At 73.0% G+C, this 24217-nt stretch carries 21 protein-coding genes and 1 pseudogene; 8 read left to right on the top strand and 14 right to left on the bottom strand.

The genetic code is table 11. From position 1 onward, the window contains the following. Window positions 1-51 precede the first annotated feature (51 nt). Complete coding sequence (locus WMF27_RS35100; protein ID WP_437764510.1) at window positions 52-1488, bottom strand: serine/threonine-protein kinase; 1437 nt, start codon at window positions 1486-1488, stop codon at window positions 52-54. A gap of 175 nt (window positions 1489-1663) precedes the next feature. Here WMF27_RS35100 and WMF27_RS35105 point away from each other — a divergent pair, with 175 nt between their 5' ends. The 4 genes from WMF27_RS35105 to WMF27_RS35120 all read left to right on the top strand — a co-directional run bounded on the left by WMF27_RS35105 (window position 1664) and on the right by WMF27_RS35120 (window position 6442). After that, window positions 1664-2662, top strand: a complete 999-nt coding sequence (locus WMF27_RS35105; RefSeq protein WP_437764509.1) for a helical backbone metal receptor — start codon at window positions 1664-1666, stop codon at window positions 2660-2662. 104 nt (window positions 2663-2766) lie between these two features. After that, window positions 2767-3033, top strand: a complete 267-nt coding sequence (locus WMF27_RS35110) for an acyl carrier protein (protein ID WP_012239660.1) — start codon at window positions 2767-2769, stop codon at window positions 3031-3033. Further along, window positions 3030-4835: a fatty acyl-AMP ligase gene (locus tag WMF27_RS35115; protein ID WP_437764508.1), complete on the top strand. Its 1806-nt coding sequence runs from the start codon at window positions 3030-3032 to the stop codon at window positions 4833-4835. Before WMF27_RS35110 ends, WMF27_RS35115 begins: the two co-directional genes overlap by 4 nt. Window positions 4836-5044: 209 nt before the next feature. Next, complete coding sequence (locus WMF27_RS35120) at window positions 5045-6442, top strand: MFS transporter (RefSeq protein ID WP_437764507.1); 1398 nt, start codon at window positions 5045-5047, stop codon at window positions 6440-6442. Window positions 6443-6499: 57 nt separating this feature from the next. On the opposite strand, the gene WMF27_RS35125 is transcribed toward WMF27_RS35120, so the two are convergent. The 7 genes from WMF27_RS35125 to WMF27_RS35155 all read right to left on the bottom strand — a co-directional run bounded on the left by WMF27_RS35125 (window position 6500) and on the right by WMF27_RS35155 (window position 12242). Further along, window positions 6500-7105: an HAD family hydrolase gene (locus WMF27_RS35125; RefSeq protein ID WP_437764506.1), complete on the bottom strand. Its 606-nt coding sequence runs from the start codon at window positions 7103-7105 to the stop codon at window positions 6500-6502. Between the two features lie 76 nt (window positions 7106-7181). Then, window positions 7182-7775, bottom strand: coding sequence for a Uma2 family endonuclease (locus WMF27_RS35130; RefSeq protein ID WP_437764505.1), 594 nt, complete (start codon window positions 7773-7775; stop codon window positions 7182-7184). A gap of 109 nt (window positions 7776-7884) precedes the next feature. Next, entirely contained in the window at window positions 7885-9192 is a 1308-nt protein-coding gene (locus tag WMF27_RS35135; protein ID WP_437764504.1) for a hypothetical protein, read from the bottom strand. Further along, a complete protein-coding gene (locus WMF27_RS35140; RefSeq protein WP_437764503.1) occupies window positions 9189-10106 on the bottom strand; it encodes a hypothetical protein in 918 nt (305 codons plus the stop codon). The genes WMF27_RS35135 and WMF27_RS35140 overlap by 4 nt, the downstream gene beginning before the upstream one ends. Next, on the bottom strand, window positions 10103-10948 hold the full coding sequence (locus WMF27_RS35145; protein ID WP_437764502.1) for a hypothetical protein: 846 nt from the start codon (window positions 10946-10948) through the stop codon (window positions 10103-10105). The genes WMF27_RS35140 and WMF27_RS35145 overlap by 4 nt, the downstream gene beginning before the upstream one ends. Continuing rightward, complete coding sequence (locus WMF27_RS35150) at window positions 10923-11732, bottom strand: ParA family protein (protein ID WP_437764501.1); 810 nt, start codon at window positions 11730-11732, stop codon at window positions 10923-10925. Before WMF27_RS35150 ends, WMF27_RS35145 begins: the two co-directional genes overlap by 26 nt. A gap of 93 nt (window positions 11733-11825) precedes the next feature. Continuing rightward, entirely contained in the window at window positions 11826-12242 is a 417-nt protein-coding gene (locus WMF27_RS35155) for a hypothetical protein (RefSeq protein WP_044966617.1), read from the bottom strand. A 208-nt stretch (window positions 12243-12450) separates the two neighbouring features. On the opposite strand from WMF27_RS35155, the gene WMF27_RS35160 reads away from it, so the two are divergent. From WMF27_RS35160 to WMF27_RS35175, 4 genes are all read left to right on the top strand, one after another. After that, window positions 12451-15087: a TonB family protein gene (locus tag WMF27_RS35160; protein WP_437764500.1), complete on the top strand. Its 2637-nt coding sequence runs from the start codon at window positions 12451-12453 to the stop codon at window positions 15085-15087. After that, window positions 15084-15830 (top strand): hypothetical protein, encoded by a 747-nt coding sequence (locus WMF27_RS35165; protein ID WP_437764499.1) that lies wholly within the window; start codon window positions 15084-15086, stop codon window positions 15828-15830. The genes WMF27_RS35160 and WMF27_RS35165 overlap by 4 nt, the downstream gene beginning before the upstream one ends. A gap of 10 nt (window positions 15831-15840) precedes the next feature. Beyond that, window positions 15841-16326 (top strand): hypothetical protein, encoded by a 486-nt coding sequence (locus WMF27_RS35170; RefSeq protein WP_437764498.1) that lies wholly within the window; start codon window positions 15841-15843, stop codon window positions 16324-16326. Between the two features lie 119 nt (window positions 16327-16445). After that, window positions 16446-17381, top strand: coding sequence for a hypothetical protein (locus WMF27_RS35175; RefSeq protein WP_437764497.1), 936 nt, complete (start codon window positions 16446-16448; stop codon window positions 17379-17381). Between the two features lie 94 nt (window positions 17382-17475). Here WMF27_RS35175 and WMF27_RS35180 read toward each other — a convergent pair whose 3' ends face one another. From WMF27_RS35180 to WMF27_RS35205, 6 genes and pseudogenes are all read right to left on the bottom strand, one after another. Further along, complete coding sequence (locus tag WMF27_RS35180; protein ID WP_437764496.1) at window positions 17476-18507, bottom strand: DUF4215 domain-containing protein; 1032 nt, start codon at window positions 18505-18507, stop codon at window positions 17476-17478. A gap of 106 nt (window positions 18508-18613) precedes the next feature. Next, entirely contained in the window at window positions 18614-19765 is a 1152-nt protein-coding gene (locus tag WMF27_RS35185) for a hypothetical protein (RefSeq protein ID WP_437764495.1), read from the bottom strand. Then, window positions 19762-21093, bottom strand: coding sequence for a FecR domain-containing protein (locus tag WMF27_RS35190; protein WP_437943288.1), 1332 nt, complete (start codon window positions 21091-21093; stop codon window positions 19762-19764). The genes WMF27_RS35185 and WMF27_RS35190 overlap by 4 nt, the downstream gene beginning before the upstream one ends. Beyond that, a complete protein-coding gene (locus WMF27_RS35195) occupies window positions 21086-21730 on the bottom strand; it encodes an RNA polymerase sigma factor (protein ID WP_437764493.1) in 645 nt (214 codons plus the stop codon). The genes WMF27_RS35190 and WMF27_RS35195 overlap by 8 nt, the downstream gene beginning before the upstream one ends. Before the next feature lie 1368 nt (window positions 21731-23098). After that, a pseudogene (locus tag WMF27_RS35200) lies at window positions 23099-23342 on the bottom strand (transposase); the annotation flags it as partial. Beyond that, window positions 23288-23464, bottom strand: coding sequence for a hypothetical protein (locus tag WMF27_RS35205; RefSeq protein WP_437770001.1), 177 nt, complete (start codon window positions 23462-23464; stop codon window positions 23288-23290). The gene WMF27_RS35205 and the pseudogene WMF27_RS35200, both read right to left, overlap by 55 nt. Window positions 23465-24217: the final 753 nt, after the last annotated feature.

Genomic DNA, 24217 nt, shown 5'->3' on the forward strand with positions numbered 1-24217 from the left:
CGGTGCGCCGGACGGGAGCGGGAGGCGACGTTCTCCTCGCCCGAGCGGGCGCTAGCGCGCCGCGAGGTAGCAGCCCGCGATGACGAGCGCGGCGAAGGCGAACAGCAGCGCGCCGTCCACGAGAAATGGCACGAGCCGGCGCTGCTGCGGGCGAGCGAGCGGAGGCTGCGCCCTGGCCCAGGGCGGGGGCTCGGCCAGGGCCAGCGCGGCGGGCTCTGCGCCCTGCGCGCCGGCCGCCCTCGCGGGCAGCGCGGCCGCCGCCATCGCCGGCGGCGCTGCCATCGCGCCCTGCGCGCCGATGTCCATCGCGCTCGGCGTGACGGCCTCCCTCGCGCTCGGCGCGATGGCCGCGGTCGCGATCGGCTCGATCACCGCAGGCGGACCGAGCTCCAGCGCGCGCACCGCGCGCTCGCGCGCCCGGCGGGGCGCGACCAGCTCCGCACCGAAGTTGTCGCGCAGCCACGCCCCGAAGCGCAGCGGGCTCGCCGTCAGCTCGGCCGCCGCCGCGTAGGCGGCGATGTCCTGGAGCATCGCCGCCGCGCTCGGGTAGCGCTCGTCGGGCGCGACCGCGAGCGCCCGCGCCACGATCGCGTGGAGCGCCGCCTCGTCGGGGAGCCCGCGCTCCACGAGCGGCGGGATCGACGCGCGCCGCGCGAGCTCGAGCAGATCGCCCCGCGCCGCTTCCTTGGAGAGCGCGGCGCCGGGGCTCGCGCTGTACATCCGCCGGCCGGCGAGCAGCTCCCAGAGCAGGATGCCCGCCGCGAAGACGTCGGATCGCGCGTCGAGCGCCTCGCCCCGGGCCTGCTCGGGGCTCATGTAGCCGGCCTTGCCCTGCAGCGCCTCGTCCGTGGCTCCGCAGCGCTCGTGCGCGCGGGCGATGCCGAAGTCGCAGAGCTTGATCTCGCCCTCGAAGCTCAGGAGCACGTTCGACGGCGAGACGTCGCGGTGCACGACGCCCTGCCGGTGGGCGTACGCGAGCGCCTGGAGCGCCTCGGCGATGATCAGCAGCGAGAACGCGACCGGGAACTTCACCTTCTGGCGCGCGCAGCGGCGGAGCAGCTCGCGCAGGTCGAGGCCCTCGACGTACTCCATCGCGATGAAGAGCGAGCCGTCCTCGCGGCAGAGGTCCTCGACCTGGGCGATGGACGCGTGGCGCAGCCCCGCCGCGAGCCTGGCCTCGCTCGCGAGCATCTCGACGAAGCGCGGGTCGTGCGCGAACCTCGGGGCGACCTCCTTGATGGCGACGAGGCGCGCGGCGCCGAGGTCCGTGCGCACCCGGGCCAGGTAGAGATCGGCCATCCCCCCCTGGCCGATGTGATCGAACAGCGTGTAGCGGCCGATCCGGCACGGCAGCAGCCGCCCCCCGCGGGGCGCCGCCCGGCGGCGGGGCGTCTCCTCGCGCGCGGCGCCGAGGGGGAGAGCGGGCAGGCCGGAAGGCGGGTACGGGAGCGTGCCTCCGCGACGCACATCGAGGCGATCGATCTGCACGAGCCCTCGTCGCAGACTTCGCCCGGGCGGGCCAACTAAGTGGACGCGGCGCTGTTCAGGCCCTGCGCCGCGCAGTCCACGTCAGTTCACGTCAGTTCACGGCAGTCCACGGCAGTTCGCGTCAGTCCACGGCAGTTTACGTGCAGCGCGCGCGGCGGCGGGCTACATCCGGCGCATGGCGTTCAGCGCAGGCTGGGGACCGGCCTTTGCCGGGTCGTTCATCCGCATCGTCGACGACCGGGGGCGCAAGCACGAGTGGCGCTCTCCTCCGCGGCGCATCGTCTCGCTCGTCCCGAGCGACACCTACTCGCTCCTCCGGCTCGGCGCCCGGGATCGGCTCGTCGGCCGCACCCGCTACTGCGTCGCGCCCGCCGAGGACGTCGAGGGCATCGAGCTCGTCGGCGGCACGAAGGACGCCGACGTCGACCGCATCGCCGCGCTCGACCCCGACGTCGTCGTCGCGAACCAGGAGGAGAACAGCAAGCGCGACATCGAGCGCCTCGACGCCGCGGGGCTCCGGGTGCTCGTCTCGTTCCCGAAGCGGGTCGCCGACGGCGTGGCGCACCTCGCCCGGCTGGCGCGCCTGCTCGGGCACGCCGCGGCGAAGCCCGGCGCGCCCGCACCCTTGGCGTACGTGGAGCACGGCGCCCCGGGCCAGCCGCCGCCGGCCGCGGCGCGCGAGCAGGTCGCGGCCGCCTACCGCGCCCACGCCGCGGCCGAGGCGCGGCGCCGCGAGCGCCCGCCGATCCGCGCCTTCGTCCCGATCTGGATGGACCCGCTGATGACCGCCCACGGCGACACGTTCCTCTCCGACGTGCTCGATCTCGTGGGCGCGCAGAACGTCTTCGAGGATCGGCCCCGGCGCTACCCGCTCGCGGCCGACCTGGGCAAGGCGCCGCCGCTGCCCCCCGAGCGCGTCCAGGGCCGCGACCTCCGCTACCCCCGCGTGACCCTCGACGAGGTGATCGCCCGCGCCCCGGAGCTCGTCCTGCTGCCCGATGAGCCGCACGCCTTCACCGACGCTGACGCGGCAATATTTCGCTCCCTCGACATCCCCGCTGCCCGTCGCGGCCACGTGATCAGGTGCGACGGCAAGGACCTCATGTGGTACGGCGCGCGGGCGCTCGAGGGGCTCAGTCGGCTGCGCGAGATCGTCGACGCCGCCCGTCCCTGATGCACGCGCGAGCGTCGGGTCAGGGGGTGCGCCGCCGAATTCCCGCGGCCTTGCGGCCGAGCAAGCCCCTCCTCGCCACGCCGCAGTTAGGGTAGGAACGTAGGATGACGTGGACACGGGAGACGTTGCGGGCAGAGATCATCCAGCTCCTGGAAGGACACACGGCCGGCGAGGTAAAGATCGAGGAGTCGAGCCACCTCGTCGCCGACCTCAGCCTCGACTCGCTGGGAGTGATGGAGATCGTCGCGGATATGGAGGATAAGTTCGACCTCTCGATCCCCGACGACATGTTGCGCGAGGTCGACACGGTCGCCGACGTCGTCAAGGCCATCGAGCTCCGGCTCAAGAACGAAGGAAGGCTCTCGGGATGACGGCTGTTTGGAAACCGCGGACGGTCGCGCAGGCGATCGAGGACGCAGCGGCGAGCACGAAGACGGGCTATCGCTTCATCGAGGAGTCCAGCGAGAACGAGCCGTTCTTCACGCACGGGGGCGTCGAGCGGGCCAGCGCGCGCTTCGGCGGGGCGCTCCAGGCGCTCGGGCTCCAGAAGGGCGATCGCGTCGCCTTGATCCTGCCGGACAACGCCGACTTCATCTTCGCCTTCCTGGGCGCGATCCGCGCGGGCGTCATCCCGGTGCCCATCTACCCGCCGACCGGCCTCGGCAGGCTGACCGGCTACCTCGAGAACACGCTGCACATCGTCGCGAAGAGCGGCGCCAAGGTCCTGCTCACGAGCGCCGAGATCAAGCGGATGCTCGGCACGATCCAGGCGCAGGCGCCGGAGCTCGAGCAGATCGTGGCGGTGGAGGGCCTCCGGGGCGCCCGCGAGGAGCTGAAGCCGGTCAAGGTCGAGCTCGACGACGTGTGCTTCCTCCAGTTCACGAGCGGCTCGACGTCGCGCCCGAAGGGCGTGGTGCTCACGCACGCGAACCTGGCGTCCAACGTGCGGGCGATCGTGGATCTCGGCCTGGCGGTGCGCGGGTCGGTCGACACGGGCGTGTCGTGGCTGCCGCTCTACCACGACATGGGGCTCATCGGCTTCGTGATCGCGCCGCTCTACTACGTCAACACGATCACGTTCCTGCCGCCGCTCCTGTTCCTGAAGCGCCCGGTGCGCTGGCTGGAGACGATCACGCGCCACCGGGGCAACGTGTCGTTCGGCCCGAACTTCGCCTATGCGCTCTGCGTGAAGCGGATCCGAGAGCAGGAGATGGCGGGGCTGGATCTCTCGGCGTGGCGGGTCGCCGGGTGCGGCGCCGAGCCGATCCGGGCCGACAACCTGCGCGCGTTCGCCGAGAAGTTCGCGCCGGTCGGCTTCGACGAGAAGGCGTTCGTCTGCTCGTACGGGATGGCCGAGAGCACGCTGGCGGTGTCGTTCAGCGCGCTCGGGGCCGGGCTGCAGACCGACGCGGTGGACGGCGAGACGCTCTGGAAGGAGGGCAAGGCGACGCCCGTCCCGGCCGACAGCGAGGGCGCGTCGTCGCTCGTGCAGTGCGGGTCGGCGTTCGAGGGGCACGAGATCGCGGTCTTCGCGTCGGACGACGCGGAGAGCGCCCGCCCGCTCGGCGATCGCGAGGTCGGGGAGCTCCGGCTGCGGGGCCCGAGCGTGATGCCCGGCTATTTCAACGACCCGGATCTCACGAAGGAAGCGTTCGCGGGCGGCTGGCTGCGGACCGGCGATCTCGGGTACCTCGCGGAGGGCAAGGTCTATATCTGCGGGCGCTCGAAGGAGGTCATCATCGTCAACGGGCGCAACTACTACCCGCAGGATCTCGAGTGGGAGGCGAGCCGCGTCTCCGGGGTCCGGAAGGGCAACGTGATCGCGTTCGGGACGATGAAGCCGCACAACGACCGCGAGCGCGTGGTCATCGTCTTCGAGACCCCGGCGTTGGACGAGCAGGAGAAGCAGGCGCTGAAGGGCGAGGTGCGCCGCGTCGTCCAGCAGGCCATGGGGCTCACCGTCGATGACGTGGTGGCGGTCGGGGCGGGCATCCTGCCGAAGACCTCGAGCGGGAAGCTCCAGCGGAGCAAGACGCGGGATCTCTACGAGAACGGGGAGCTGCTGCTCCGCAGCTCGTCGCGCGAGGGGGACCGGCTGGACGCGGCGAAGGAGTTCGCCAAGAGCCAGATCAACTTCTTCCGCCACGCGATCTTCCGCGGGCGGGGGGGATGATCCTGGAGGGGCCTCGGAAGGGGCCCCCTGGAGATCTCCGGGGCTGCCTCACGGCGGCTGACCGCGGCTCTCGCCGGTAGCTCGCAGGACAGCAACACGTCGCCGCGCGCGCTTCGACCTCACGGACGGAGTTCGAGCGAGCGGGCGCGCGGGGGAAGCGCGAAGGCATGGCCGCTCGTGCGGGTGGCCGTTATCGTCGAAGGGCGTCCATGCCTGCGTGGCTCAACCAGCTGCTGCCGATCGTGCTCCTGCTCGCGGCCATCGCGGTCGTCATGCGGCGGCTGCCGAAGATCGATCTCGGGCACTCGGAGGAGTTCCGGCGCCGGCGGTTCTTCAACTGGTTTCCGCTCGGGCTCACGTACGCCTTCCTCTACATGGGGCGGTACAACCTCTCCGCCAACGCGCCCGAGCTCGACGCGCTGCGCCTCGTCAGCAAGCACGAGTTCGGGAACATCGACGGCTGGGGCTCGGCCGTTTATGGGGTCGCCTTCCTGCTGAACGGGCCGCTCACCGACCGGTGGGGCGGGCGGGTCACCATCCTGATCGCCGCGGGCGGATCGGCGCTCATGAACGTCCTGATGGGCGTGGCCGTCCGCCTCGCCCAGGAAGGGCGGCTCGACCACGGCGCCGCCATCACCGCGATGACGGTGCTCTTCTCCGCCAACATGTACTTCCAGAGCTTCGGCGCCGTATCCATCGTCAAGGTCAACGCGCCCTGGTTCCACGTCCGCGAGCGCGGGATGCTCGGCGGCGTCTTTGGTATCCTGATCTCGCTCGGGCTCTACTTCGCCTACGACTGGAGTCGATTCGTCGCGAAACACCTGCCGATGCCGTGGGTGTTCCACGTCCCCGCCCTGCTGCTGCTCGTTTTTCTGGCGCTCGACGTCTTCCTCATCCGCGACACGCCGGGCCAGGCGGGGTTCCGGGACTTCGACACAGCCGACGCGTCCTCGGGCGACACCGGCGGGCGCCTGGGGGCGATCGCGGTCGCGCGGCGCATGTTCTCGCAGCGGGTCATCTGGATCATCGTCGCCATCGAGTTCTGCAGCGGCTTCCTCCGCAACGCCGTCATGAAGTGGTACCTCGTCTTCGCCGACAAGACCGGGCTCAAGGGCTTCGTGTCGGCGCACTGGGGCGTGCTCCTCTGCGTCGCCGGCATCCTGGGCGGCGTGTTCGCCGGCTTCATCTCCGATCATGTCTTCGATTCGCGCCGCGGCCCCGTGGCCTCGGTGCTGTACGCAGGCCTCGTGTTCGGCGCGGTCATCGTCCTCTTCACGCTGAGCTTCCCCATCGCCGGGTGGACGGTCGTGTTCATGTCCCTCTGCGTGATCGGCGTCCACGGCATGCTCTCGGGGACGGCGAGCATGGATTTCGGCGGGAGGAAAAACGCCGGCATCGCGACTGGCATCATCGACGGCTTCGTCTACCTGGGCACCGCGGCGCAATCGTTCCTTTACGCGAGCATCTTGCCCTCGGGCGACGCGGCGAAGCACCCGGGGAACTGGATGCCATGGCCCGCGGCCATGCTCCCGGTCGCGCTCGTCGGCTTCGCGCTGGCGACGCGGGTGTGGAACGCGCGGCCCGAGCGGCGCGCGGCGGCCCACTGACGCGCCGGCTCCACGCGAGCCAGGCGAGGTATCCCCCCCCGGCCCCCTCCGCCCCGCTCACCCGCGCTCGGCGGCGAGCGCCCGGGGATCGACGAAGACCCACGGCATGCCCGCCGCCTGCGCGGACTGGATCCCCAGCGCGGCGTCCTCGAAGACAAGGCACCGCGCGGGCTCCACGCCCAGGCGCCTCGCCGCCTCGAGGAACGGGTCGGGCGCCGGCTTGGGCCGCGCGTAATCCTCCGCCGCGACGACGACGTCAATGTACCCGCGGAGGCCCAGGAACTCGAGCGTCCGTTCCACCGACGCCCGCGGGCTCCCCGAGACGACGGCGCGCTTCACGCGCGGAGGAGCGTCGCGGAGCGCGGCCACGACCTCGGGCACGCCTCGCACCGTCGGTATCAGGCGGTGGTACGCCGCTTCCTTCGCCGCGAAGACCTCGGCCACCGGCATCCGCAGCCCGTACTTTTCGTTCAGGCGCTCGACGATCCGGTCGGTCGGCATACCCGCCCAGCCGTAGAAATCTTCGCCGGAGAACTCGCATCCATGCGGGGCGAGCGCCTCGAGCCACGCCTGGTAATGGAGCGGCATGGAGTCCGCGATCGTCCCGTCGCAATCAAAGAGGTAGGCGACAAACGAGCCTGAGGGGAATACGAGTCCTGGCATGGGCCGCACCTCGTAGCACATCGGCAGGCCTCCCGCCGGTGCACCGGCCATCCCGGAGAGCTCGCGGCTCAAAATCTCATGCTTCGCCCGCGGGCGAACATTCCTCGAAGACGCCCCGATACACCTCGTCGAGCGGAAGACGGCACCCGATCGACGACAGCTCCGCGACGCCGCTCTCCCGCACGTCATGGAGCGTCCAGGTGCCATCGTCATTGCGGCGCAACACCTCGACGCGCCTCCTCTGGTACGAGACGAGCACGTACTCGCGCAGCGAGGGGACGGCCTGATAATGAGCGAACTTGTCGCCACGGTCGTAGGCCTCGGTGTTCGGCGATAACACTTCCACCAACACGACTGGGTTCAGAACGCTGTTCTCGTCCTGAGGATCGCGCTCCAGCCCCCCGCACACCACGCTGACGTCCGGGTACGTCGCGAGCCCTGTCGCCGGGATACGCACCCGTACATCGGAGTTGTACACACGGCAGCGTCGCTCGAGCAGCTGGCTGCGGAGCACGCTCGCCACGTTGACCGCCATGAGCCCATGCTCCGGCGTGCCCCCGGCCATCGCGAAGATCTCGCCGTTCACATGCTCGTGCTTCGCCTCGCTCGCCTGCTCGCGGGCGAGGTACTCGGCGAACGTGAACGTCAGCTTTCGCGCGGGCTCGGCCATGGTCGACCTCCTTCCTCGTAGTCTAACGCGCTGTCACGCGGCGAGCGAGCCGCCCTTCCCGCCGGCTCGGACGACGATGCGCCAGCGAGAGCGGAGGGAGCGGCTGCCTTCACCACCTGTCCTCGACCGCCTCCACCCGCACCTCGCACGCGCCATCCCCCCTGAGCGGTGACTTCGTCTCTTGCACGCGGAACCGCGTCCCCATCTTGAACAGCCCGCCATAGGTCTCGGCGTCGATCGGCCGCGCCGTCCCGAAATCGACGCGGTGCAGGAGCTGCATGATGGCCAGCGCCGTCCCCTGCTGGAGCAGGAGCCGCCCCCGCGCCGTGGGCCCGTGCTTCATGGCGTAATACGCGCTCTCGTGCGTGATCGGCGCCCGCAGCACGAGCGCCCGGCCCGGCTGGAACTCGGGCGCGGAGAGCGCCCCCCAGCCGAGCGCGCGGGCGAGCCCTAGCAGCTGCTCCAGGCGCTCGTGCTGGTCCCTGCCCACCGGGCCGCACGCCGCCTCGAACGACGAGGACGAGAGCATCCCCCCGAGCAGGTGGAACGCGCCCGTCTGCGCCGCCTCCCGCACGAGCGCCTCGAACACAGGGACCAGCTCGGGAGTCCGCCGCTCGATGAGGTGCACCGTGTCGAACGTCTTCTGATCGATGTACCCCACCGGCACGAGCGCCACGTTCACCCCGTACGCCGAGATGAGCCCGCGCTCGTCGGACCGCAGCGCCCCGAGCTCCTCGAGCATCGCGCCCTCGACGCGCTGCGCCCGCGAGAGCGGCCCGCCCTCCGTCTCCCAGCGCACCCGCGCCGCCTCGATCTGCTTGCGCGTCAGCGCCTCGCCGAAGCGCGGCCGCTCCGACCGCCGCGTCAGCAGGAAGGTGCAGGCCGCGTCGCCCCGCGCGACGCACGTCACCTCGTCGGCGTCGAGCCGCCCCCAGTCGGACGGGAACGCGAGGCTCGCCGCGGCCGCGCAGTAGCCCGAGGCGAACGCGTCCACCGCGAGCCGGTTCTGGATCCGACCGCCGTACTTCGCGAGGAAGCTCGTCCCGTGGAAGAGCGCGCCCGCGTGCACCGCGCCGCCCTCCGCGCTCACCTCGAACCGCAGCCGCCCCTGCCCCATCGCGGCGAACAGCTCGCCCGCGAGCTCGAGCTTCTCCCGCGGCGACGCCCCGTGGCGGTCCTCGTACAGCGGCCCGAGCAGCGCGTGCGTCGCCTCGAACGCCGCCTGCCGGCGCACGCCGCGGCTCTCCCCGCCGAGCGCGTCGAAGATCGTCTGCTCCAGGAAGAGCGCGAAGTGGTGGGAGTGCGCGATCACCAGCTGATCCGCCACGTGGAGCAGCCCGTGCGGGACGATCGGGCCGACCAGATCGCCGAGCGGGCCGTCGATGCGGCCCCGCAGGCCGTGCCGGAGCGCCGTCACAGGAGCCTCCGCAGCGCGGCGCGCTCCAGGCCGAGGATGTCCGCGACCGCCGTCTCGACGAGCACCATCGCCTCCGCGCCGAGCCCGTCCGGGTGCTCGAGCGCGAGCGGCGTCAGCCCGGCGCGCAGGGCGAGCCGGAGCCGCGCCACGTGAGGCTCCGGCGCGCGCGCCTCCAGCAGCGCGAGCAGCCGCTGGATCCGCGCGACCTCGGCCGACGGCGGCTCGACGGGCGGCGGCGTCCCGCCCGTCCGGCGCGACGGGATGCTGGACGAGCCCCTCGGCGGCGCCGATCGCGCGACGCCCCGCACGAGATCGTCCACCGTGTCCGCGCTGAGCGGCTCCTCGAAGAGCCCCGACGGGTCGCTCAGCATCTCCTCGGACGGCTCCTCGAGCGGCAGCTCGGGCGCGAGCGTCGCGGCGAGCTGCTGCGCCACGAGCCGCGCCATGCCGAGCGGCATCGTGCCGTCGAACAGGCTCGCGACGACACACGCGCGGACGCGGCGCAGGAGGACGGTCCGGCCGCTCAGCTCCAGCGTGACCACGGGGTCCGGGAGCTCCTCCGCGCGGCCCTGCGAGCGCGGCGGCTTGCTCGACGACCGCGCGCCGCGGCTGCGGGCGGGGCGGATCGAGCCCTCCCGCTCCGGGACGAGCCGCTGCGCGGCGAGCTGGCTCCCGAGGTACGCGTCGCGCAGCCCCGCGGCCACGTCGCCCGGAGAGAGGGCCGCGCCCTCGCGGACGAACACGGCGTGGACGCGCGCGTCGCCGAGGTGGAACACGACGATGGCGTCGAGGCCGCCGACGCCGTAGCCGATGCCGTCGAGCGCGATCGGCGCGAGCGGGTCGTCGTCGTCCAGCGCGCCGGCGCCGACCGCGACGCCACGACCGAACGAGGGCTCGCCGTGCTCCGCGCTCAACCGATGACCCCGACCGCGGCGTCGATCGCGTGCCGGCACGCGATCCGGACGGCGTGCGCCTCGCGCGGCGTGAGCGGGCCCGGGCGCATCAGGCCGACGATGTACGCGGCGGAGCGCACCTGGAACCCGATGAGCTGGAAGAACGGCCCGTCGCCGACGCAGAGCTCGAAGCGCTGCGAGGGGGCGCCGGGCAGCGCCGCGACGAGCGAGCCGATCGCCGACGCGATGAGGCCTGAGGCGGCGAGCCTCGCCTCCGTGTCGCGGATCGCGCCGGCGAACGGGAGCCCGGCCGCGTCCGCGAGGAACACGTCCGTGGCGCCCGTCGCCTCGGAGATCCACTCGATCACCCGCTCGCAGCGCGCGACCGGCCCGCCCGCCGCGGCGAGGTCCGGGAAGCGCGGCGCGCGGCCCGCCGAGAGCGCCTCGATGGCGCCGTCGAGGCGCTCCTCGAGGGGCTCGCGCGCCGCCGCGAACGAGGGCGGCGCGCCCAGGGGCCGCAGGTCGAGCGGCGCGCCGCGCCGCGAGTCGACGTCGTCGGCCGACGAGGGCAGCGCGCCCCGGAGCCCGAGATCGCCGCCCGCGCCCGCGCCCGACAGGGGGCTCGACAGGGGCAGGAGATCGCTCGAGGGCGCGAGCTCCTCGAACGACGGCGAGAGCGGCGACGAGGACGTCGGCTCCGGCTCCGCCCGCGAGGACGGCGGCCGGGACTCGAACGACACGAGCGGCTCGGCCGCGGGCGCGACCGGCGCCGCCCGCGGCCTCCGCGACTTCGACCGCTTGACCAGCGCCGCCGCGGTGACGACGGCGCCGTCGACATCAAAGGAGGAGCGAGATCGGGCCATCGTCATCGTCCGGCGAGGTGGGGTCCAGGCGAACCAGCACGTCGTTCGCGAGCTGATCGAAGACGCGCGCGAGCGGCGGAGGGCGCTTCTGCATGAGCAGGAGCGGCGCCCCGCGGAGAGACGCCTCGAGGAACGCCTCGTCGCGCGGGATGACCGTGTCGAGGATGATCCCGTCGGGGAACTTCGTCCAGAGCGTCTCGGCGACGTCGAGCGACGCGGACGCCTGCCGGTCGAACATCGACAGCACCATGCCGAGCAGCGACAGGTGCGGGTTCTTCTCGGCGCGGACGCGATCGATCACCGCGAGCAGCTGGCCGACCGAGCGGAGCGCGAGCGGCTCGGCCTGGAGCGGCAGGAGCGCGTGCGTCGCCACCTCGAGCGCCCGCGTCGTGACCTTGCCGAGCCCCGCGGGGCAATCGACGACCACGATGTCGAAGTCCGGCGAGAGCCGCGCGAGCACGCTCGGGAGCACGGGCCCGCGGGCGAGCGCGTCCTCGAAGCCCGCGACGGTCGTGGGATCGACCCGGCCGACGGTGAGCACCTGGAGCTGCGGCTCGCGCGTCCGGAGCAGCACCGACTCGAGCCGCTCGGCGCCCGTGAGCAGCTCCGCGACGCCCGGCCGCGCGCGATCCGCGAGGCCCAGCGACAGCCCGAGGCTCCCCTGCGCGTCGAGCTCCAGGATCAACGCGCGGTTGCCCGCGCGCCCGAGGGCAAGCCCGAGGTTGAGGGAAATCGTGGTCTTTCCGACGCCGCCCTTCTGGCTCGCGACCGCGATGACGTGCATGGACTCCCTGACGGCGCGCTGTCACGGCGCCCGGGGGCCATCCTAACAGGACGGTTGCGGCTGAGAACTAGTCCCGTCCCTGACGAGCGCGAACTAGAGCAGCGAGATCCGCTTCATCAGCGTGCCGCACAGATCGCTCTGGGGGTTGCGCTCGCGCTCGATCTTGAGGCCGGCGCGGAAGATCTTGTCGGCGCTCTCGACGTTGCCGAGCACGACGTGGCAGAGCCCGAGGAGCTCGTGGTCGCCGGGATCGCCGTGGATCGACACGAGCTCGGTCAGCGCGGGGACCGCGGCGCGGTGGGCGTCGATCATCGCCTCGGTCGGCGTCGACGGGACGCCCTTGGCGAGGATCATGAGCCGCAGCACCTGGCGCTGATCCTCGGGGCGCTGCTTGAGGAACTCCGGCTTCTGGAAGAGGTCGCGGTATCCCTTGTAGGCCGCGTCGAGGTCGCCACCGCGCGCGAGGGCGACGATGGTCTTGACCGCCTGGACGAGCGTCTCATTCGGCATGACGAGACGATACACGGCCCCGCGCCCCGCGGCGAGACCGCCGCTGCACCGGCGCGACGTGTCGCCGAGAAGCCGAGGAGCCGAGGAGGCGCGCGGACGTCGCGCGACGTCGCGCGCTTCCGTCGCCGTCGTTTGCGCGCGCTGCGCGGCGGTGCGGCGCTTGCGGCGCCGCTGTGTGGCGTGGTAGTCGCGTTCAGCTCGGTTGCTCATGCGCTGGCTGTCCTTCCTCTGCTGCCTCTCCGCGGCCGCCCTCGCCGCGCCTCCGGCGCTCGGGCAGCCTGAGGCGCGGCCCGAAGCGCCCGTGGCGCCGCAGATCCTCGAGCACGTGGATCCGGAGTACCCGCCCGAGCGGCTCGCGGAGGGCATCGACACGACGGTCACGCTGTTCGTCACGGTCGAGAAGGACGGCACGGTCAGCGACGCGGTCGTGGCCGAGTCCGGGGGCGCGGCGTTCGATGACGCGGCCATGAAGGCCGTGCGGCGGTGGCGTTTCTCGCCGGCGATGCGCGGCGGCGCGCCGCTGCGGGCGCGTATCCGCGTGCCGTTCCACTTCGCGCCGGGCCCCCACGAGGAGCAGCCCGCGCCGGCGCAGACCGAGGCGCCGGAGGCGGCGGATCGCCCGGCGGCGCCCCCGCCGCCCCGGCCGGCGGCGCCCAAGCCGGTGGAGTTCGCCGGGGGCGTCGCGGGCCCGCACGCGGTGGCCGAGCCCGGCAAGCCGATCGAGATCCACGTGCAGGGCCGCCCGAACCCGCCGCGCCGCGCCGCGAGCGACTTCCGGATCGGCCGCGCGGCGCTCTCCGCCGCGCCGCACGCCACCGCCGCGGATCTGCTCCGCACGGCGCCCGGCGTCCACGTCGCCCACCCCGAGGGCGAGGCGGTCGCGCAGCGCATCTTCCTCCGCGGCTTCGACGCGGAGCACGGCCAGGACGTCGAGCTCCGGGTCGGGCCGATCCCGCTGAACCAGCGCTCGCACGTCCACGGCCAGGGCTACGCGGACCTCGGCGTGATCATCCCGGAAGTGGTGCGGTCGCTCCGCGTCGTCGAGGGCGTGTACGATCCGCAGCAAGGCGACTTCGCGGTCGCGGGCAGCGCGTACTTCGACCTCGGCGTCGAGGAGCGCGGGCTCCAGCTCAAGGGCACGCTCGGCTCGTTCGGCACGCGGCGGCTGCTCGCGATCTGGGCGCCCGAGGCGCAGTCGGAGGACACGTTCGGGGCCGCCGTGGTGCGCGCGACCGACGGCTTCGGCGACGGCACGCGCGGGGCGATCTCCGGGGGCGCCGTCGGCCAGTACCGCGTGCCGCTGCCGGACGAGTACTCGGCGCTGCTGCACATCGCCGCCCACGGCGGCCGCGCGAACCTCGCGGGCGTGCTCCGGCGCGACGACGTCGAGGCGGGGCGCGTCGACTTCCACGACGCCTACCCGGATCTCGCGGCCCGCGCGCAGTCGGCCGCGTCGACGCGGCTCCAGCTCGCGCTGAGCGTCGAGCGGTCCGACGACGACGGCTCTCAGAAGAGCGCCTGGCTCTGGGCGGCGACGTCCGGGTACCGGAGCCGGATGAACTTCACCGGCTACACGCAGCGCTCGCGCCGGCGGCCCGAGTGGGTCGGCAGGGGCGACCTCATCGAGCAGGCGAACCAGGACGCCGCGCTCGGCGGCGGCCTCGCCTACCGCACGCCGCGGATCCCGCTCGCGCCCTGGCTCACCGGCCAGGTCGCCGTCGGCGCCGAGGTGCAGACCAACGGCATCGACCAGGCGCAGAACCTCCTCCAACCGCCGCAGAACGAGACGTGGGATCAGCGCGTCGACGCGTCGATCCAGGTGACCGGGGTCGGCGCCCACGCCGACGCGCTGCTCGAGCTGTCGCGCTACGCGCGCCTCCGCGGCGGCCTGCGCGCCGACCTGCTCGTCTTCGACGTGGACGACCGCATCGGCAACTTCATCCCGGCGGCGCAGAAGGAGACGCACATCGAGGGGTTCCGTCGCACGGCGGCGGGCCTGGCCGCCGGGCCGCGGGTGACGCTGGAGCTCGACCCGCTGCCCGCGCTGCGCGTCTCCGCCTCGTACGGGCACGGCTACCGCTCGCCGCAGGCGCGGCTGCTCGAGGACGGGGACAACGCCCCGTTCGCGACCGTGAGGAGCTACGAGGCGGGCGCCACGCTGCGCCCCGGCGGCGGCCTCAGCGTGACCGCGGCCGCCTACGAGACGCGCCTCTCCTACGACCTCGCGTTCGACGCGGCGGAGGGCGCGCTCGTGCGCATCGGCCGGACGACCCGCCGCGGGCTCGTCGCCTACCTGCAGGCCGCGCCGAGCCCCGCCCTCACAGCGGGCGTGAGCGCGACGTTCGTCCACGCCACGCTGGACGAGCCGCCCCCGCCGACGCCCGAGAACCCGTCGCCGCCGTACGTGAAGGGGCAGCAGCTCCCGTTCGTGCCGCCCGTCGTGGTGCGCGCCGACCTCGCGCTGAAGCGGCCGCTCTTCACGATCGCCGGCGCGCCCGTCGAGGGGCGGCTCGGCTACGGCGCGACGTTCCTCTCCCCGCGCCCGCTGCCGTACGCGCAGACCGCCGCGCCGGTCTTCGTGGTGGACGCGTCCCTCTCGCTCCGGCGGAGCCTGCGCGTCGGCCGCGACGCCGCGCAGGGCGGCCCCTGGATCGAGGTCGGGGTCGAGGCGCAGAACCTGCTCGACGCCGAGTACGCCGACACCGAGTACTCGTTCAAGTCGTACTGGCCACGCACCACCACGGACGCATCGCGGCCGCCGCCGATCCCCTCGGAGCTTCCGGCCCGGCACATCAGCGCCGGGTCGCCGCGCTCGATCCTCGCGAACGTGACGCTCTCGCTATGAACGCCCCGAACCTCTCCCCGGCCGCGCGCCGCCTCCTCGCCGCCGTCCTCCTCGGGTCGCCCGCGTTGTCCGCCTGCGCCGGCACCGGCCAGCCCGAGGTCACGTATGTCGCGCACGCGGAGGCCTCCGTCCCCGGGGAGATCGCCGCGGGCGCGTGGACGATCGCGCTCGACGAGGCGACGGTCGCCTTCGGCCCGGCCTACTTCTGCGCCGCGGAATCCGGCGCGTCGACGCTCTGCGAGACCGCGATCGCCGAGCTGAGCACGATCACGCGCGTGAACCTGCTCGATCCCGCGCCGCAGCCGCTCGGCCTGGTCCACGGCTTCGAGGGTGAGATCCGGAGCGTGTCGTTCAACTACGGCATCCACTGGTTCTCGACCGAGTCGTCACCCACGCCGAAGCCGGAGGCTCCCGGCGTCAGCTCCGTCCACCTGCGCGGGCGCGCGACGCGGGGCGCGGAGGCGCTCGACTTCGAGGCCGACATCGACGCCGTGCCGCAGCGCCGGGGGCTGCTCACGGTCCCGAGCCTCGCGGTCGCCGCGAGCGTCGGCGCGGCGCCGGTCCGCCTCGCGGTCCGCTTCGACGTCGTGGACGAGTGGCTCGCGAGCGTCGATTTCGATGCCCTGGCCGAAGGAGGCGCGACCAGGGTGGCCATCGCGCCGGGGTCGCCCGCGCACCAGCAGCTGCGCTACGACATGATCGCGGTGCACCGGCCGCAGTTCCTCTGGTCGACGTCGCCATGAGGCGGTCTCCGTGAGCCGCCGTCCGGCCCGCGTGACAGCCGCCGCGCGGCGGCGGCCTGGCCGGAGCCCCGCCTGCCGGTGGCGAGCGCGCTGGCTCGTGGCGCTCGCGCTCGCGGCGCAGCTGTGCAGCCTGACGCACGCGTTGCTCGTCCGGCACGTCCGCTGCGAGCACGGCGAGCTCGTCCACGCGGCGACGATCGCCGTCGCCGCGGCGACGCTTCACGCCGAGCGCCGTCCTCCCGACGGCCAGCCCGGCGCGCCCGGCGCGCGGCCCGGCGGGGGTGACGACCTGTGCGACGCGCTCGCGCCGCGCCACGAGGGCGACGAGCACTGCGACGCGTTCGCGCTGCGCGGCCAGCTCGGCGCGCCCGTGCACCGCGTGGCGGAGGCCACGCTGCTCGAGGTCGTCCGCCTCACCTCGATCCGGCCCTCGCCCGAGGTCCGGCCCATCCCGTTGCTGATCCTGGCGCCGAAGAGCTCCCCGCCGGCGGCCTGAGCATCTCACGAGGCCAGAGGGTGATGCGGGCGCTGGGCGCGCGAGGAGCGCGGGCCTGCGCTCGCCGGGCGCGCCTGCGCGCGCTCGTCGGGATTTCGAGACGACTCAGGAGCTTGATCATGCAAAGACTGAAAGAGACAGGGTTCGTGGTCGCGGCGTGCGCGCTCGCGCTCGTCGCCGGGTGCGGCGATGACAGCGGCGCGACGTCCGAGACCGGCGCCGTGCAGATCTTCGTGGAGCCGGAGGACACCATCCCCGAGGGCCTCGAGCCGGGCACGGGGGAGGAGAACATCGCGGACGGCTGGAAAGTCACGTACGAGAGGTTCCTCGTGACGATCGGCAACGTGCGCGCGGCGCGCTCCAATGCCAAGGAGACGCTGGGTGATGACTCGGTGTTCGTGCTCGACCTCAAGAACGCCCCGGCGACGAGGTATGTGATCGCGGAGTTCCAGGACGTGAGCGCGGTGCGCTGGGACCGCTTCGGGTTCGACCTCCCGAACGCGAAGGCGGGGGCAAAGACGCTTCCGCCCACCACGGCGGCCGACGTCGACCTCATGGTCGAGGGCCGCTATTCGCTGTTCTTCGAGGGATCCATCGAGAAGGAGGACGGCGAGTCGTGCCCGCCGCCCGGCGACGCGTGCGTCCCCGCGGCTCGGGTGCGCTTCAGCTGGGGCCTCTCGGCCGGGACGTCGTTCGACGATTGCGCGACCGAGGACGGGCTCAACGGGTTCAGCGTGCCGACCAGCGGCACGGTCGCGGTGAAGCCGACCATTCACGGCGACCACTGGTTCTTCGACAACATCACCGCGGGCGTGGAGCTGACCAAGCGCTACGCGCAGTACATCGCGGACAGCGATCTCGACGGCGACGGCGAGACGACGATCGACGAGCTCGAGCAGGTGAACGCCGCCGACGTGTTCGGCGACGAGTACAACCTCGCCGGCGCGCCCGGCGGCCCGATCGAGACGGCGTACGATTACGTGGTCGCGCAGGCGCGCACGCTCGGCGACTTCCAGGGCGACGGCGAGTGCCCGAGGCGCGCGGTGCTGCCGTGATCGGGTGAAGCGGGCTGGCCGCGCCGGCCGTCGCTCGGTGGCCGGCGCGCCTGCCCGGGCGGCGGCGGCGCGCGCCGCCGCTCGCGCCGCGAGGTCAGTCGCTCGCCACGCGCGTGAGCGAGGTCAGCTCGGCCACGATGTAAATAGCGCTTTGGAGAGACGAAGGCGTGGCCTGGTAGGGGAGCGTCAGGACGACCCTCGCCGCCTCGAATTTGCTGAGATCAGGCGGCGTGTCCGGCAGCGCGGTGGACGTGATCGCCGACGGGTTGCTCTCGCTTATGAGGGACAGCGTCCAGTAAGGATGAATGGGACCGACATCCCATGAGGAGAGACCCGCGACCTCATTGAGCGGGCAGTTCACCTCGTAGCTATCCTCATAACCGGCCACGCCGTCGGTGAGCGAGATCGTCGTAAGGAGTCCAGCCGAGATCTCCTGGGGAGCGTGAGGAGCCGAGGTCACGGTCAGCGGACCGACCACCGCCTGATGCCCGAAGAAGCCCGGCGCATTGTAGAATGGATAGCTGGACACGGCTGGATGGCCTGAAAAATCGTGCATGTGCGGATCGAAATAGTAGGTCCCGCTGAAGGTATCGCCGACCTGAACCCCGGTGTCCCGCGGTCCCTGGGGGTCAGGGGCGGCGCCTCCCTGCTCCACGGCGATGACCACGCCGCTGTACTCGAAGGCGACCGTGCTGAACACGCAGTCGTTGGCGCACCCGTCCTCGTCGTCGGCGTTGGCGTCGTCGCATTGCTCCACCGGGGTCTGCACCACGCCGTCGCCGCACACAGCGTCGACCGAGACCTCGGTGAACGTACAGGCGCTGGTGCACCCGTCCTCGTCGTCGGTATTGCCGTCGTCGCACTGCTCCGCCGGCCTCTGCACCACGCCGTTGCCGCACACCTCCTCCAGCGGGGCTCCCCCCGCTCCAAGATAGCCCTCGTCGTGGCCCCCCTCGCCTTGGTCCCCCTCGTACGGACAGTCCATGGAGGACGAGCACGATTCCGTGTTCACGTGCTGCTCCGCCGTATCGAGTCCTTCAAGCCTGCTGCTGTCGCACGCGCAGAGCAGGACGAGCCACGCCGCCGTGGCGAGCGGCCGCGGGCGCGCAGAAATATGGAAGTTCATGGTTCTCCCTCTCGATGCGAAGCCACCCGAAGCCTCGCTCGGATAAGTGGGTATGACGCCCTCTCCGTAGCTCACGAAAATCGCATGTCCCGGAGGAGCCAGCACGTCAGAAGCCCAGCTTGAGCCCGAGGCTCGGAAGGAGCGCCGGGCGCCCTGTCCGGCCCACTTCCGCGCCTGCGATGGTCACGACCGGCTCTCTCGCGAGCAGGAGGACCTCGAGCCTCAGGAGCGCGGTGAGGCGCGGAAGGACGCGGACGCCGAGGCCGCCCCCCGCGGAGACCCCGACGGTGAGCCAGCGCTGGCGCCTGTCCCGATGCGGTGGGTTCGCCCGGCCGTCGATCGTCAGATCGTAGACGCCTGCGCCGAGCGCGAGCACCGGACGGATCCGCCACGTCTCGGCGCCGGCAGCGTACGCGACGCCGAGCAGCGCCACCGTCTGGCCGAGCGCCACGCTCCCGGCGGGCGCCTCGAGGCGCCTCTCGACGACGGCCGGCACGAGGGTCCCGCCGAGCGAGAACCTCGCCGGAAGGCCGTACTCGACGCGGAGATACGGGCCGGGCACGGCGCCGACGCCGCCGGCGAGCACCGCGAGCCCCGCCTCGAGGCTCAGCCCGAGGCCCTGGGCGGCACGCTCGCGGGGCGCGGCGCTGCCTTCCGCGCGCCGCGGCGGTGCGGCGCGCGCGCCCGCCGCGGCGGGGCGATCCCGGGGGGCGGCCGGCGCCTGCGCGCGCCCCGGCTCGGCCGCGGGCGCCACGGGCGCGGGAGCCACCGGCCGCGGGGCTTCGGCGATCCATCGCGCCACCTGCTCCGGCAGCTTCCTCCGCTCCTCGTCGCTCAGACCGAGCAGGCTGGCGCGGAACAGCTCCGCCGAACGCACGGCGAGATCGCTCGCCGCGTTGGTCGCGTCGGGATCGCCGAGATCCGCGCGGCGGACGATGGTCTGCTTCATCGCGCGATCCGCGACCCACGCGTCGGCGACCGCGCCGCGGTCGGTCTCGACGATGGCGATGGCAGCGAACGCGCCCCCGGCCCCCTCGATCGCCGCGCGCCCCTCGACGCCCGGCGCGCCGTCCAGGAAGCGGGCGGAGAGGCCCACGGCGCGCAGCTCGCCCGCGAGGCGGACCGTGGCTTCCTCGACGACCTCCCCGGCGCGCGGCGAGCGCACCACGACCACCTCGGCGGTCCGCTCCTCCGTACGCGCCTCCCGAGACACGAGGAGCGCCGCGCAGAGCGCGAGCACGAGCCCGTGCGCCCTCATGGGCGACCGAGGATCTCCGCCGCGGCGGCCGCAAAGGCCCCGCGCGGGTAACGCGCGAGGTACTCCTCGGCGACCGGCCGGGCCGCGGCCTCGCCCCGGGAGGCGCGCATCACGATCATCTTCCGGCCGAGCGCCTCCGCCGCGAGCGAGCCCGCGGGCGACTCTGTGAGGTACTGATCGTACCAGCCGATGGCCGCCGCGGGCGAGCTCGGCTCGGCCATGCGACCGAGCAGGAACGCCGCCGAGCGCGCCTCGGGCGAGCCGGCGAAGCGCGCGCGCTCGACGAGCAGGACCCGCTGCGCCAGGTCGTTTCGCCCCGCATAGCGGGCGGCGTCGGCGAGCGCGGCGAGCTCGGAGAGCGGGCTCGCCGCGATGGTCGCGTCGATCCCCCGCGACTCAGCGTCCGCTATCGCCCCGGCGAAGTCGCCTCGGGCCACGCGCTCGCGGTAGCTCTGCGGCGCGGGCGCGCGGCGCGGAGAGGTGCGCGGCACGGCGGCGCCCGCGCCGCGCTTGGCCGTGACGCCCGGGCCGGCCTTCGCGTCGAGAGCGGCCTTCACGTCGAGATCGACCGTAGCGCCGGTGGGGCCGGGATCGGCCGCAGCGTCGGGCTCGGCCATCCTGCCGGCCTCGCGCGGATCGTCGCCCTCCGGCGCGCGCAGATCGGCGGCTGCCTTCTGATCGGCGATCGTGAGCTCTCCTCGGACGATGTCGGCGACAAGGCACTGGCCGCCCTGGACCGCGATGCCGCCCTCGGCGAGCGGCCCGCGCACGGCGACCGAGCCGCTCTGCATCGTCAGCTCCATCCGCTCGTCCTGCCAGCTCAGGTCGAACTCCGTGCCCGTCACGGTGACGGTGAACGGCCCTGCCTCCGCGATCCACTCGGCGCCCGGCAGGTGCACGACCCGGAAGTGCGCAGCGCCGTGCTCGATGTGGATCTGCGCGCCGTGCGCCGTGACCGCGGCGACACGCCCGCGCGCCCCCGGCGCGAAGCGGACGGTCGTCCCTTCGCTGAAGCGCGCCGTGGCCCCGCGCTCCCCGGCGCGCACGTAGCTGTCCGCGGGCGCGGCCTCGTCGATCCGGTAGTCGAGCCGCGCCGCCGGGCGGAGGACCCACAGGCCGACGATCACGACCAGCGGCGCGAGCGCCGCGGGGATGACCCAGCGCCGCGGCGCGCGCGGCGACTCGATCCGCTCGACCTCCTCGATCAGCCGGGCGCGCCCGCGGACGAGCGCGCGCTCGGTCCGCTCCACGGCTCCGGCGTCGTGCGCCAGCGCCGCGAGCCGCCGCAGGGCGACCTCCGGGGGAACGCCGGGCTTCGGATCAGCCATCGCTCGCCTCCTCCGCGGGCGCCATGTAGGCGGCAAGGAGCGGATCCCGCTCGGCCATCGCGTGGACGCGCGCGGTCACCTTGGCCAGGTGGCGCTTGGCCGTGGCCAGGGACATCCCGCTCGCCTGGGCGGTCTCCGCGAGCTCCAGCCCCTCGATGTGGCGCAGCACGAAGAGGAGCCGCGCCCTGTCGTCCAGCCTGTCGAGCAGCGCGTAGAGCCGCGCGACCGCCTCGCGCGCGCCCTCGTCGACGCCCTCGGCCGGCTCGTCCGGCAGCGCGCCGCTGTCGGTGAGCGAGAACCAGCGCCGGAGCCGCCGTCGCCGCAGCGCCGACCGCGCGACGCGCACGGCGATGCCGAGGAGGAACGGCCGCAGCGCCGCGGGATCCCGCAGGTTCTTCACCTCCCGGAAGAACTGCAGGAACGTCTCCTGGGCGTGGTCCTCCACGTCGCCGCCCGGCCCGAGCACGCGGCGGAGCAGGCCGTGCACCAGGGCGCCGTAGCGGTCCCAGACGACGCCGGCGGCGCCTGGCTGGCCCTCGGCCGCCGCACGGGCGAGGCCGGCGTCGTCCAGGCCGGCCAGGGGGCTCGGGCGGACGAGGGTGAGCCGGGGGGCGAGGGCTGCGCTGAGCAAGACCACGGGAGCTGGATTAGGTGGTCGCGAGCGGGTCCCGGTGGCTCACAAAAGCGACGGGGGCGAAGCGAACGCCGCGCGCGCCTCGCGAAGGGCGATCTGGATCTGTCGACGGGAATGGGGCAAGCGGCATCGAGGGGGAGGCTCACGCCGGAGCGCCGACGAGAAGGGCGGGCCAGGGATCGCAGGGTCGGAGGGCGGCGTCTCCACCGCGGAGACGGGTGCCACCCGTCTTTTCTTGGAGCCACGTCCACCAGGAGACGGGTGCCGGCCCTCTCGTCTTGCAGCCGCCTCCACCGCGGAGACGGGTACCACCCGTCTTTTCTTGGAGCCACGTCCACCAGGAGACGGGTGCCTCTCGTCTTTTCTTGAAGCCACGTCCACCAGGAGACGGGTGCCTCTCGTCTTTTCTTGAAGCCACGTCCACCGGGAGACGAGTGCCACTCATCTTTTCCTGGAGCCACGTCCACCGGGAGACGAGTGCCACTCATCTTTTCCTGGAGCCACGTCCACCGGGAGACGAGTGCCACTCATCTTTTCCTGGAGCCACGTCCACCGGGAGACGGGTGCATCTCGTCTTTTCTTGGAGCCACGCTCACCGGGAGACGGGTGCCACTCGTCTTTTCCTGGAGCCACGTCCACCGGGAGACGAGTGCCAGGGATTTTGGGGGCACCAGACCACCGATCACACCCGTTTGCAAGGCATGGGCCCAACCCGGGCCCAATGAATAGGCGTTTGCGGGACTGCGCCCGAGCAGCAGCGGCGGCGAGGTCCCGGCGCAGTCCCGTAAACGTCGGGTTGGACCTGGCCGGTTCGCGGCCGGGCGGGGCGGCCGCGGAGTCTATGGAGATCCTGCCCGAGAAGGCAGCAGAGGGCGGGCGCGGCGGGGCTCGCGCGCGTGGTGCATCCCGCCGCAACGACGTTGGGCGCAGACGTGCCGAGCGTGCCGAGACAGAGCGCGGCGCCGACAGAGGCCCAGCAGCACGCAGGCCGCCGACGTGGACGGCGCAGAAGGCGGATCGATGCCTGGCCGCCGTGCTACGGAGGTGGTGTTGTCGTTTCTGCCCAGGCCAGCGATGCTCATGACGTGTCCGGAGGCGCAGCGGAAGAGGCGACGACGCACGACGGCAGCGGGCGGCGAGCCATCGCAGCCTGACCACAGCGAGGACAGATGGACAGGTCGATCCCCGTGAGCGCGGTGAGCAGCGTGCACCAGTCGACCTTGACGACGTGGCGCGCAGAGGGCTCGTGCTCGTGAAAGCTGCCTTCCCGGTGCTCATCTCCCCCGACAGCGCGCTGCCCTGCGTCTCGCGCCGCCAGGATCCTCGTGCGTGCCACCTCGAGCGTGGTGGTGGCGTGACACGCAGCCATCAGGCCGAAGTGTCGGATCTTCACGAAGCGATGAGGCAGCACGTGCAGCAGGAAGCGACGCAGAAACTCCTCTGCGGAGAGCGTCACGGTCTTGTCTCCGCGGGTCCGGAAGCACACGCCGCGCTCATCCATCGACCGCAGCCGGTGATTGGACAGCCCGACACGGTGGGTATAGCGGCCGAGGTAGGCTGTTACTGAGCACCGTCGTTGATGCCGATGGTGCGCCTGTCGATCCAGCTCTTTGATGGCGGGGCGCTCGGCCCACCGGAGAACACCATCGCCGGGTCGAGGTTCACCTGGATGACTTCGCGCGCGACGTCGGCACGGCGCGCGTCGGCCAGCTGGCGCCCGTTCTGCACGACGTACATGGAGCCAAAGCAGACAGGAAGGCCGCATTCCTCGCTCCAGAGCGGCCGCATATGCGCGGGGCCGCCGACGGCGCGCTACATGGCGCTCGAGCAGACATGCCGCAGGGCCGAGGTCCCTGACCGCTCTGCGCGCGGGGATCGACGTGGACGCCGGCGAGTTCGGGGCCGTCGATGTCCGTGTGCTCAAGCGCGTCGGGCCCAGCGATCGCTCGTTGCGAGCGCGGGCGTCCAAGCCGCGCGTGGTCGCGGCACGGCAGAATCGTGAGACACGCGGCGCGGCCCGCCCTTGTCGCGCGGGCGCCGTCGATCGAAGACGCGCGGCTGCGCAGCGGCATGGTCGAGCTCTTGCTCCCTCTGATCTCCCGCTTCGCTCGCCGGAGTACCGCACGCGGTGTGATCGAGGTGATAGCGCTCCTGGGCGATCTGGATCGTCCGCGCGTGGTGATCGGCGCAGGCGCGGCTCGGCAGCTCGACGACGCCGAGAGGCCCGCCGGCCGGGGCAACAGCGGCGACGCCAGCGAGCAAGGGCGAGGGCTGCGGGACCGTCCGGGCTGCGATGCGGTGCCTGCGGAGCCCCATCGGGCATCCGTAGCCGGTCTCACGGCTGCCCGCCGATGGGGCCACGACGTGGGACGCTCGCGCCGACGCGGACGCGCGAGCGACGTCGTGCAGCTCCAGGCGCGTGAGCGCTGGCGCGTCGCCGCCGCCGACCGCGCAGGCCACCGTCAGGCGCCGTGCTCGCGGGCGGCGTGG

The organism is Sorangium sp. So ce281, assembly GCF_051527395.1.
In the GTDB taxonomy this organism is placed as follows: domain Bacteria; phylum Myxococcota_A; class Polyangia; order Polyangiales; family Polyangiaceae; genus Sorangium; species Sorangium cellulosum_B.

Bases quoted from the DNA above. Each gene is read 5' to 3' on its own strand.
- WMF27_RS35155 (WP_044966617.1), bottom strand. From the start codon at position 12,242: ATGCCGAATGAGACGCTCGTCCAGGCGGTCAAGACCATCGTCGCCCTC.
- WMF27_RS35125 (WP_437764506.1), bottom strand. From the start codon at position 7,105: ATGCCAGGACTCGTATTCCCCTCAGGCTCGTTTGTCGCCTACCTCTTT.
- WMF27_RS35105 (WP_437764509.1), top strand. From the start codon at position 1,664: ATGGCGTTCAGCGCAGGCTGGGGACCGGCCTTTGCCGGGTCGTTCATC.
- WMF27_RS35175 (WP_437764497.1), top strand. From the start codon at position 16,446: ATGCAAAGACTGAAAGAGACAGGGTTCGTGGTCGCGGCGTGCGCGCTC.
- WMF27_RS35150 (WP_437764501.1), bottom strand. From the start codon at position 11,732: ATGCACGTCATCGCGGTCGCGAGCCAGAAGGGCGGCGTCGGAAAGACC.
- WMF27_RS35185 (WP_437764495.1), bottom strand. From the start codon at position 19,765: ATGAGGGCGCACGGGCTCGTGCTCGCGCTCTGCGCGGCGCTCCTCGTG.
- WMF27_RS35110 (WP_012239660.1), top strand. From the start codon at position 2,767: ATGACGTGGACACGGGAGACGTTGCGGGCAGAGATCATCCAGCTCCTG.
- WMF27_RS35165 (WP_437764499.1), top strand. From the start codon at position 15,084: ATGAACGCCCCGAACCTCTCCCCGGCCGCGCGCCGCCTCCTCGCCGCC.
- WMF27_RS35145 (WP_437764502.1), bottom strand. From the start codon at position 10,948: ATGGCCCGATCTCGCTCCTCCTTTGATGTCGACGGCGCCGTCGTCACC.
- WMF27_RS35115 (WP_437764508.1), top strand. From the start codon at position 3,030: ATGACGGCTGTTTGGAAACCGCGGACGGTCGCGCAGGCGATCGAGGAC.
- WMF27_RS35130 (WP_437764505.1), bottom strand. From the start codon at position 7,775: ATGGCCGAGCCCGCGCGAAAGCTGACGTTCACGTTCGCCGAGTACCTC.
- WMF27_RS35160 (WP_437764500.1), top strand. From the start codon at position 12,451: ATGCGCTGGCTGTCCTTCCTCTGCTGCCTCTCCGCGGCCGCCCTCGCC.
- WMF27_RS35190 (WP_437943288.1), bottom strand. From the start codon at position 21,093: ATGGCTGATCCGAAGCCCGGCGTTCCCCCGGAGGTCGCCCTGCGGCGG.
- WMF27_RS35205 (WP_437770001.1), bottom strand. From the start codon at position 23,464: ATGTACGTCGTGCAGAACGGGCGCCAGCTGGCCGACGCGCGCCGTGCC.
- WMF27_RS35180 (WP_437764496.1), bottom strand. From the start codon at position 18,507: ATGAACTTCCATATTTCTGCGCGCCCGCGGCCGCTCGCCACGGCGGCG.
- WMF27_RS35120 (WP_437764507.1), top strand. From the start codon at position 5,045: ATGCCTGCGTGGCTCAACCAGCTGCTGCCGATCGTGCTCCTGCTCGCG.